Origin of the sequence: Bacteroides sp. 51, from assembly GCF_010500965.1 — a bacterium.
Taxonomy (GTDB): Bacteria; Bacteroidota; Bacteroidia; order Bacteroidales; family Bacteroidaceae; genus Bacteroides.
The window spans coordinates 1-9,654 of record NZ_QVMI01000056.1 but is presented as its reverse complement, the minus strand read 5'-3'; the positions used below and the strand labels follow the sequence as shown (position 1 = coordinate 9,654).

Annotated in this window: 7 protein-coding genes and 1 pseudogene; 3 read left to right on the top strand and 5 right to left on the bottom strand. The window is 46.4% G+C overall.

Translation table 11 applies throughout. The annotated features are described in order from the left end of the window. Positions 1 to 184: 184 nt before the first annotated feature. From D0T87_RS22955 to D0T87_RS22940, 4 genes are all read right to left on the bottom strand, one after another. A complete protein-coding gene (locus D0T87_RS22955; RefSeq protein ID WP_163178405.1) occupies positions 185 to 940 on the bottom strand; it encodes a NigD-like protein in 756 nt (251 codons plus the stop codon). A gap of 116 nt (positions 941 to 1,056) precedes the next feature. Beyond that, on the bottom strand, positions 1,057 to 3,117 hold the full coding sequence (locus D0T87_RS22950; RefSeq protein ID WP_163178404.1) for an NADH-dependent [FeFe] hydrogenase, group A6: 2,061 nt from the start codon (positions 3,115 to 3,117) through the stop codon (positions 1,057 to 1,059). 24 nt (positions 3,118 to 3,141) lie between these two features. Next, complete coding sequence (locus D0T87_RS22945) at positions 3,142 to 5,025, bottom strand: NADH-ubiquinone oxidoreductase-F iron-sulfur binding region domain-containing protein (protein ID WP_203558771.1); 1,884 nt, start codon at positions 5,023 to 5,025, stop codon at positions 3,142 to 3,144. A gap of 33 nt (positions 5,026 to 5,058) precedes the next feature. Continuing rightward, the gene (locus D0T87_RS22940) at positions 5,059 to 5,574 is read right to left on the bottom strand and encodes an NAD(P)H-dependent oxidoreductase subunit E (RefSeq protein ID WP_163178399.1); all 516 of its coding nucleotides are present in this window, start codon (positions 5,572 to 5,574) and stop codon (positions 5,059 to 5,061) included. A 148-nt stretch (positions 5,575 to 5,722) separates the two neighbouring features. On the opposite strand from D0T87_RS22940, the gene hydE reads away from it, so the two are divergent. The 3 genes and pseudogenes from hydE to hydF all read left to right on the top strand — a co-directional run bounded on the left by hydE (position 5,723) and on the right by hydF (position 9,352). Then, positions 5,723 to 6,808, top strand: a complete 1,086-nt coding sequence (gene hydE, locus D0T87_RS22935; protein WP_163178397.1) for a [FeFe] hydrogenase H-cluster radical SAM maturase HydE — start codon at positions 5,723 to 5,725, stop codon at positions 6,806 to 6,808. Between the two features lies 1 nt (position 6,809). Then, positions 6,810 to 8,141 (top strand): annotated as a pseudogene (gene hydG, locus D0T87_RS22930) ([FeFe] hydrogenase H-cluster radical SAM maturase HydG); the annotation flags it as partial. A 23-nt stretch (positions 8,142 to 8,164) separates the two neighbouring features. Next, positions 8,165 to 9,352, top strand: coding sequence for a [FeFe] hydrogenase H-cluster maturation GTPase HydF (gene hydF, locus D0T87_RS22925; protein ID WP_163178393.1), 1,188 nt, complete (start codon positions 8,165 to 8,167; stop codon positions 9,350 to 9,352). A 31-nt stretch (positions 9,353 to 9,383) separates the two neighbouring features. Here hydF and D0T87_RS22920 read toward each other — a convergent pair whose 3' ends face one another. After that, complete coding sequence (locus D0T87_RS22920) at positions 9,384 to 9,587, bottom strand: hypothetical protein (protein ID WP_163178391.1); 204 nt, start codon at positions 9,585 to 9,587, stop codon at positions 9,384 to 9,386. Between the last annotated feature and the right edge of the window lie 67 nt (positions 9,588 to 9,654).

Sequence of the window (9,654 nt, the reverse complement as noted above, 5' to 3'; positions counted from 1 at the left end):
CCTGCCCCCGCCAGCGGGGGATACGATGCCGCAGGTATCCCCCGCTGGCGGGGGCAGGGGGTGGATATTGTCATTGGTAGGGTTTACCCGAAGCAATCCAGCTCACAATGCGTATAACCTGGATTGCTTCACTACGTTCGCAATGACGTGCCGCACCTGGCAGCGGCACCTTGCCGCCCGCCCGTTATTCTGTTCCTTCGTTTACGACGTCATTACCTAGTTGCACAGCTTTTTCGGTATTGTCTTTCTTATATTCAAAAACAATATCCTTTTCACCGTTTTTAATAGAGTTTATTTTCACTTTCAGGCCTTTAACTGCATCGTCAGCTAATCGTTGCGGCCCATATTCACCCAAATTGAATGATACGTAGCTGCGTCTTACATTCGTGTACACATCATCCGCTCTATTGAAGCGATATTCAAGGCAGATATATCCTTCTTCATCAATAAGAGGAGCTTCATTCAAGGTATTTTCCACCAGACTTACACGATGCAACTCATTTATAGGAATATTAATAACAAATTGTATATTCAGATAATTAGCACCAATCCACATATCTTCAATATATGCTGGGTCATTAGCTATTTCTTCCTCATTTTCAGCAGTTAAGTCTTCTACTGCCTTCGTCAGAACGTTATACAAATAATTCACTTTGATTGCATGAGCAAATTCCGTATTCGGAATCTCGTCGCTCAACAATGTATAGTCTGCCCATACACGTTGTCCATCAACAGGTTTATACCAGGGAATGGCAGTTGCCGCCGGCCAAAGTTTTTGTCCGTTATCAATTTCTAAATAATAGGTATTTCCACTTTCAACACGTACGGTAGCCATACGGAAAACAAAGCCATCCAGCGGATAGCCATCATCATCACATGATTGCAGCATAGGTATTGCAATCATTATCATTGTTATCAGGTAAAGGTTTAGCTTCTTCATAGCACAATACTTTTATTCATTAATCAACTTTATTCATCAATTCTCACACTCTATAAACAAAAAAGCCGGGCTTTTATTGCACCGGCTTTACGTTTTTTATTATTTTTAACTCAAAGTTAACTTTCTTGCTCGATAAGTTTACCGATTCTCTCAATTTCGTTATAAAGTTCCTCTTTTACTTTCTCGTAAGTGGCATGCTCAATCAGCTTATCATTTACCCGCACCACAGGTCCACGGTTACAACGTTCAAAGCAGAAAGTCGCTTTCAGGTCGACCATCTCTTCCTGTCCTTCAAAGCCTACAATATCTTCGAGTTTATTGCTCACCACATGATTCAGCAACCGTTTAAGCAGTTCCTGGGAACCCTTCATAAAGCAATTCGTACCTACACAAACAGCCACCACAATCTTAGGATGCTGCGTGTTGCGGATATGAATAATCTCTTTCTGAATCCGCTTCCGCCCGTGGTAATGTGTATGCAACAATTCATGCGCCTTATGTCCGCCAATCTCGCCCAACACCTTTTCATACAGTTCCTTAATGTATGGATTATCCTGAGATTTGTGTAACTGCATAGCCTTATCTTCATTATAAAGAAGTTGGGCCCGTTTTTCACGGAAGTCAGGATCAAAGTTAACCGGCTGTCCTCCTCCGGCAATGCATCCCCCCGGACAAGACATTACCTCAATCAGGTCATAGTCCGACTCGCCGGCTTTAGCCACTTCACAAAGTTTCCGGGCATTGGCCAATCCGTGGGTAACTCCCAGTTTCAGATGGATATCTCCCAACGTCAACTCTACCGTACGTATGCCCTCCATACCGCGCACCTGTTTGAAATCAAAACTCCGAAGCTTTTCGCCTGTAAGTTTTTCATAGGCATAGCGCAAAACAGCCTCACTCACTCCACCGGTATTTCCGAAGATAACACCTGCCCCTGTCTTAAATCCTAAAGGCATATCGAAAGATTCGGGTTGGAGTTTCTCTAACTGAATACCCGTTTCGTGAATCATTCGGCCCAAACCTTCGGTAGACAGTACATGGTCTACTTCGGGAACACCTTCATGATAAAACTCACTTCGCTTGGCTTCAAATTTCTTTGCCGTACAAGGCATAACAGAAACAATGACCAACTGTTCCGGCTTAATGTTCAGCATCTCAGGAAGAATCTCCCTTGCTATACTTCCGAACATCTGCTGAGGAGATTTACAAGTAGACAGATTATTAAGCAACTCCGGATAATATTGTTCCGCAAACTTCACCCAACTTGGGCAACAAGAGGTAAACAGAGGTAGTTTTTCTCCTTTTAGTTTCCGCCCGATAAACTCTGTAGCCTCTTCCAATACCGTCAGGTCGGCAGTGAAAGAAGTATCATATACCTGGTCGAAACCCAATCGTTTAAGCGCCGCCACCATTTGTCCCGTGCTGACCGATCCGCCATTCGACCCAGAGGTTTCACTTTCGGCCAGTGCCACTCTCACGGCAGGAGCTATCTGAGCTACCACATATTTTTCGGGATTATGGATAGCTTTCCAGACTTCTTCCGTTTCCTGTCGGGGGATCAATGCACCTACCGGACAAACAGAAACACATTGTCCGCAGTACACACACTCCACATCGGCCAGACTCTTGCCAAAGGCAGGAGCAACGCGGGTTTTAGATCCTCGCTTCACAAAGTCAATGGCACCTACGGATTGTACTTCCTTACATACCCTCACACAGTCGCCGCATAATATACATTTATTCGGATCGTGAATAATGCTTCTCGACTTATTATCAATAGGTTCCTGTTTATTGGTCTTCTTAAACCGTACGGTACTGACTCCCAACCGGCGGGTCAGGTATTGCAGTTTACAGTTATTGGAACGGGTGCAACTCGGACAACTGATATTATGGTTGGCCAAAAGCAGTTCCAGATTGATTTTCCGTATTTTGCGCACTTCTTCCGTGTTGGTTCGCACCACCATTCCATTTCTTGGAGTGATGGTACAAGTAGCTTGTATTCCCATTCCTTCGATATCGCACACACACAATCGGCAAGCACCATAGGTACTCAGATGCGAGTGGTAGCAGAAGGTAGGTAATTCAATATTCGTTTTCCTGATGACTTCAAGAACATTTCTTTCTTGTTCAATTGGGACACTCAGTCCGTCTATCGTTATATATCCTTTATTTTCCATGAGTAAGATCAAATTAGGGTAAGTTTAGAAACCGATCACTGCACCAAACTTGCAGACTGTAGCACATGTACCACACCTTGTACACAAGTTCGGGTCGATAACATGCGCCTGCTTCTTTTCTCCGTGAATAGCCCATACCGGACATTTACGGACACAAGCCATACAGCCTGTACATTTCTCGGGGTCGATTGTGATATCGGCCAGTGCTTTACAGTTATTGGTGGCACATTTCTTATCCACAATATGCTGCAAGTACTCATCGCGGAAACGGTTGATGGTAGAGATCACAGGGCTTGGCGCCGTCTTTCCCAATCCGCAAAGGGATGCTTTACGTACCACCTGCGAGAGTTCCTGTAGCAGTTCAAAACTCTCTTCGGTAGCTGTTCCGTCAATAATCTCGTCCAGTAAAGAAAGCATTTGCTTGGTACCTTCCCGGCAAGGAACGCACTTACCGCAACTTTCGTTCTGAGTGAAGTTCATAAAGAAACGGGCAATCTGAACCATACACGACTGTTTGTTCATAACCACCATTCCACCTGAACCCACCATAGCCCCATTCCGGATAAGATTATCGTAATCAATCTCGATATCCAGATGTTCTTCTGTGAGGCATCCACCCGATGGACCGCCAATCTGCACCGCCTTAAAACCTTCGGTACTGATAGCGCCGTCATCGTCGGTTACACCTCCACCTATATTATATATGATCTCCCGCAGGGTGGTGCCGAAAGGCACTTCAATCAATCCGGTATTGGCAACGTGTCCGGTCAGGGCGAAGGTTTTTGTTCCCTTCGATTTTTCCGTACCGTAAGCATTAAACCATTCAGCACCGTTTCTGATAATCAATGGAACGGCTGCCAGGGTTTCTACATTATTAATAACGGTAGGCTTTCCGAACAATCCTTTTTGTGCGGGGAAGGGAGGCTTGGGTACAGGCATTCCTCTTCTGCCCTCAATGGACGCAATCAATGCTGTTTCTTCACCGCAAACGAATGCTCCTGCACCTTCCATGATATGGATGTGCATACTATAGCCGCTTCCAAAGATGTTCTCACCCAGAATACCGGTTTCCATGGCATCATTAATTGCCTTGGTCATTCGTTCAATAGCCAGGGGATATTCCAGGCGGACATATACGTATGCTTCGTCGGCTCCGATACCGCGCGCGGCAATCATCATGCCTTCGAGTACACGGTGCGGATTGCCTTCCATCAGGCTTCGATCCATAAAAGCGCCCGGGTCACCTTCATCTCCGTTACAGATGACATATTTCTTAGGTCCGGCTTCCTGTAAGGTGAATTGCCACTTCTTTCCGGTTGGGAATCCTCCACCCCCACGTCCGCGCAAGCCCGATTCGAGAATGGTGTTGCAAACCTCTTCGGGAGTCATTTGGGTGAACGCCTGCTCGGCTGCAAAGTATCCGCCATGCGCAATATATTCGCGGATATTACCGGGGTCCAGATGGGAACACTCTCCCAGTACAAGGCGGGTTTGCCGCTTATAGAAAGGAATCTCTGTTTGTCCCCTACTCTTCTTCCCGTCGGCAGGGTTTACATATAATAGTTCATCTATGATCTGATCTTTCAGAACGGTTTCCTGCAATATTTGGGGAACGTCTTCGGGTTTCACTTTGGTGTACATAATCTCGTCGGGGAGTATGTTTACCAGTGGTCCCTGACCGCAGAAACCCTGACAGCCGCTTCCGGTAAGCTGATACACCTTATCGTCATCGTGGTAATTGAGTTCCAGATCGGTAAACTCCTTCAGACCGGCTTCTTCGATTGCCTTTTCAAACGCTTTGTATACATGAAGTGAGCCGTTGGCTATGCATCCGGTACCGGCGCATATTATAATACGCTTCTTTATGTGCGTTGCAGCCCGATTATAATCGGCCTGTATTTTTCTCATATTAGTCATAGTCCTTTTATTACGTTTTGTTTACTAGCCTTCTGCCGCCATGATATCGTCGATGATCTCTTCGCACTTTTTGCTGCTTACCTGCCCGTACACCTTGTCGTTAACCACCATGACAGGCGCCAGTCCGCATGCACCGAGACAACTGACTGCTTCCAGTGTGAACAGCATATCGTCTGTGGTATGCTTCTCCTTAGACAGCTTGAGCTTATCGCATAGGGTATCAATCAGCTTGGTAGAGCCTTTTACATGGCAGGCGGTCCCATCACATACCTTGATTACATACTTGCCTTTGGCTTCCAGCGAGAAGTGGGCATAGAAAGTGGCCACTCCGAAGACTTCTGCCGTAGGCATATCCAAAGCTATGGCGATATAGGTTAGAACCTGTTGCGGCAGGTAGCGGTATTCGTCCTGCACTTCTTGTAGAATGGTGATAAGCCGCTGCTTATCGTGGTTGTACTTTTCGATAATCTCAAGTACCCGTGTAAATTGCCGCGCAGTTTGATTCACTACCGGCACGGTGTCATTTGTTATTACGTCCATCAGATCAGAATTTAAAGGTAACAATTAAGCCTAAGACTTAATGTAACGAAGATAACATAAAACTATGAAATAGTAAAGAAGTACAGGGTATATTTTGGTAATCAAGCCAGAAACATCTATCTTTATGTCACCTTGTAAACCTGAACACATGAAAAACCTGGTAGATCGCTTACGTCGGGAGAAACATCTGGAGCCGGAAGAATACCTCCGGTTGCTGACATCTGTAAATGAAGATTTATTGAGTTACATCAATGAGTCGGCACGGGAAGTATCCGTTGCACATTTCGGTAGAGCGATTTATGCTCGTGGACTTATTGAAATTACGAACCACTGCCGCAATAATTGTTACTATTGTGGCATTCGCTGTGGCAATGCATCATTGGAAAGGTATCGTTTGTCTATGGACCAGATCTTAGCGTGTTGCGAAACCGGAAACAGGCTTGGACTGAAAACGTTTGTTTTGCAAGGCGGGGAAGATCCTTGTATGAACGAGGAGTTTATTGTGGCGCTGGTTGCTGCCATTCGGTCGCGCTTTCCGGATCATGCTATTACTTTATCGTTGGGCGAGCATTCGGAGGAGGCGTATAAAAGGTTCTTCGCTGCCGGAGCTAACCGTTATTTATTGAGGCATGAAACGGCAAACCCGGTACATTATGCATTTCTTCATCCCGCGCAGATGTCTCATCAGAAACGAATGGGGTGTTTACGGGTGCTTAAAGGGATAGGGTATCAAACGGGAGCAGGTTTTATGGTCGGAAGCCCGGGACAACGCCTGGAGAACCTGGTTGAGGATCTTCTGTTCCTTCGGGAGTTACGCCCGGAAATGATTGGCATAGGTCCGTTTATACCGCAAAAGGATACGCCTTTTGCCTCCGAACCGGCGGGAAGTGTAGATATGACGCTGATGCTGATCTCTATACTTCGCCTTATGTTTCCTGAGGTATTGTTACCTGCAACAACGGCGCTTGCTACGCTCACTCATGGGTATGAACAGGGAATATTATCGGGAGCAAATGTGGTGATGCCTAACCTTACGCCTAAAGGGTATAGGGAGAAATATATTATATACGATAATAAAGCGGCGGCAACGTGCCGCAACGAGGTTTCTATGCAGGCGGCAACGTGCCGCAGCGAGGTTTCTATGCAGGAGAATGAATATAATGAAGTGAAAGAACAAGTTGAATCTATTGGGTATTATATATCTGATGCACGTGGTGATTATAAAACAAAATAACATGTATAACATAAAATCAACCAAAGCCGAAGAATTCATTGCTCACCATGAAATTGTTGAGAGCATGGAGTACGCGCGGAACAATTATAGGAACAGAGAGTTGCTTGAAGCACTTCTGACCAAAGCCAATGAATCTAAAGGCCTAACGCATAGGGAAGCCGCCGTATTGCTGGAATGCGACCTGCCCGATATCAACGAAAAGATATTTGCACTGGCACGCCGCATCAAGGAACAATTGTACGGCAACCGGATCGTTATGTTCGCCCCTCTTTACCTGTCGAATTACTGCGTAAACGGTTGCATATACTGTCCCTACCACGCCAAGAACAAACAAATGCCACGCAAACGGCTCACGCAGGAAGAGATTGCCAAAGAAGTCGTCGCTTTACAAGACATAGGGCATAAACGCCTGGCTATTGAATCGGGCGAGCATCCTGCCACCCCGATTGAGTATATTCTTGAGAGTATAGAAACCATTTACAATATCCACCACCGCAACGGCGCCATCCGCCGGGTGAACGTAAACATTGCGGCAACGACTGTAGAGAATTACAGGAAACTAAAAGCCGCCAATATTGGAACCTATATTCTGTTTCAGGAAACGTACCACAAAGAAAACTACCAGAAACTCCACCCCACCGGTCCAAAAGCAAATTACGCTTATCACACCGAGGCGATAGACCGGGCAATGGAAGGCGGCATAGACGATGTAGGGCTTGGCGTACTCTTCGGACTGAGCAACTACTTGTATGACTTCATCGGACTTCTGATGCATGCCGAGCATCTGGAGGCCGTCCGGGGAGTAGGCCCGCATACGATTAGCGTACCCCGCATCTGTCCGGCAGACGACGTAGACCTGAACATTTTCACCCATGCCGTAGCCGACAGTGTGTTTGAGAAGTTAGTGGCCGTTATACGGGTTAGCGTTCCGTATACCGGTATGATCGTTTCTACCCGCGAGTCGCAACGTTCGCGCGAGAAAGCGCTTGAGCTTGGAGTATCGCAACTCAGCGGGGGTTCTCACACCACGGTAGGCGGCTACCAGGCAGATCATCAGACAGAAGATACCGCCCAGTTTTCGGTAAGCGATCACCGCAGCCTGGACGAAGTGGTGGGCTGGCTGCTCGACATGGGCTATATACCCAGCTTTTGCACGGCTTGCTACAATCTGGGTCGCACGGGCGCACGGTTCATGTCGTTGGTTAAGGGAGGAAAGATAGCCGGGCACTGCACCTCCAACGCGCTGATTACCCTGAAAGAATATTTGCAGGACTATGCCTCCGAGAGCGTGAAGCAGAAAGGATTGAAGGTTATTGAAGCCGAAAAAGACAAAAGAACCAAAGAATAACTGCCGGTATGAAAGATACTCCTCAATCAGAGCGCATACACATCACCATTCTGGGAAGGTGTAACAGCGGAAAATCATCTTTAATCAACGCCATGACCAGACAGGAAATGGCCATCGTGTCGGATATAGCGGGCACGACCACCGATCCCGTCAGCAAAAATATGGAGATACCGGGGATTGGTCCTTGTGTATTGGTGGATACCGCCGGATTTGATGATACAAGTGATCTGGGAGAGGAACGTCTAAAGAAGACGCAAAAGATACTATCCAAAACTGATATAGCCATTATGGTGTACCGTAGCGCCGATATATCAAAGGAATTGGAATGGGTCAGAAAGTTGACCGGTCTGCACATACCTATCATCCATATAATTAACATCACAGAGACATCCGCTTCCACAGAGCGCATAGCCAAGGACATTATAGAATCGACAGGCAAGTATCCACTTGCTATCAATGCAAAAACAGGCGAACAAGTAGAAAAACTTCTTCAGAAAATAGCCGGATTGAAGGACGAAGATCAATCTTCTACCATAACCGGCAATCTGGTAACGTCCGGTGACACGGTGCTACTCGTTATGCCACAAGATCCCCAAGCTCCCAAAGGACGTTTGATTCTGCCCCAGGCACAAACCATACGCGAATTGTTAGATAAAGGATGTATACCTATTGCCTGTACTACTGAACGAATCGAAAGTGCGTTAGCTTCACTGGCATCTCCTCCGGGATTAATCATTACCGACTCTCAGGTATTACCTTATGTAAAAAGGGTGGCACCCGAATCCTGCCGGATAACAACATTTTCTATACTCTTTGCCGGTTATAAAGGAGATATAAAGGTTTTTATGGAAGGTGCAAAAGCAATTAAAAACCTAACCTCCAGGTCGCGTATCCTCATCGCCGAAGCCTGCACACATGCGCCTTTATCCGAAGACATCGGACGGGAAAAGATTCCGGCCATGCTCCGCAAAAGAATTGGAGATGCACTACAGATTGATGTTGTTGGCGGAGCAGATTTCCCTGCCGATCTCGGCAGTTATGATCTGGTGATTCATTGTGGTGCCTGTATGTTTAACCGCAAGCATGTACTTGCGCGTATAAAACAAGCTATCAAACAAGAGGTACCTATCACTAATTACGGTATTGCGATTGCATATCTATCGGGGATATTGGATGAGGTGGTGTATCCGGGATAGATATTCACAACCGGTAACTGTTGTTCAAGATTCATTCGGGCAGCAACGGCTCACTATCGTCACCATACCTCCCATTGCGTTCGTTATATTTCAGCGCCACCTCTCCTCTGCTTCCCAGATGTTTAAACTTTACCTTTTGTATATGTATGCGCACTACCTTCGCCTGATCATCCCTGTCTACGGTCATTCCAAAATCGCATTTGTCCTGAGTTTGGCGCTGGGACACCCAAATCAAAATCCGAACATTTTGGCAAGCGCTTTTTGCTCTTCGGATAGAAGCAGTACTCTTTTTATAGTCCTAC

Coding starts and splice junctions, on each gene's coding strand:
- D0T87_RS22955 (WP_163178405.1), bottom strand. CDS start 940: ATGAAGAAGCTAAACCTTTACCTGATAACAATGATAATGATTGCAATA.
- D0T87_RS22950 (WP_163178404.1), bottom strand. CDS start 3,117: ATGGAAAATAAAGGATATATAACGATAGACGGACTGAGTGTCCCAATT.
- D0T87_RS22945 (WP_203558771.1), bottom strand. CDS start 5,025: ATGAGAAAAATACAGGCCGATTATAATCGGGCTGCAACGCACATAAAG.
- D0T87_RS22940 (WP_163178399.1), bottom strand. CDS start 5,574: ATGGACGTAATAACAAATGACACCGTGCCGGTAGTGAATCAAACTGCG.
- hydE (WP_163178397.1), top strand. CDS start 5,723: ATGAAAAACCTGGTAGATCGCTTACGTCGGGAGAAACATCTGGAGCCG.
- hydF (WP_163178393.1), top strand. CDS start 8,165: ATGAAAGATACTCCTCAATCAGAGCGCATACACATCACCATTCTGGGA.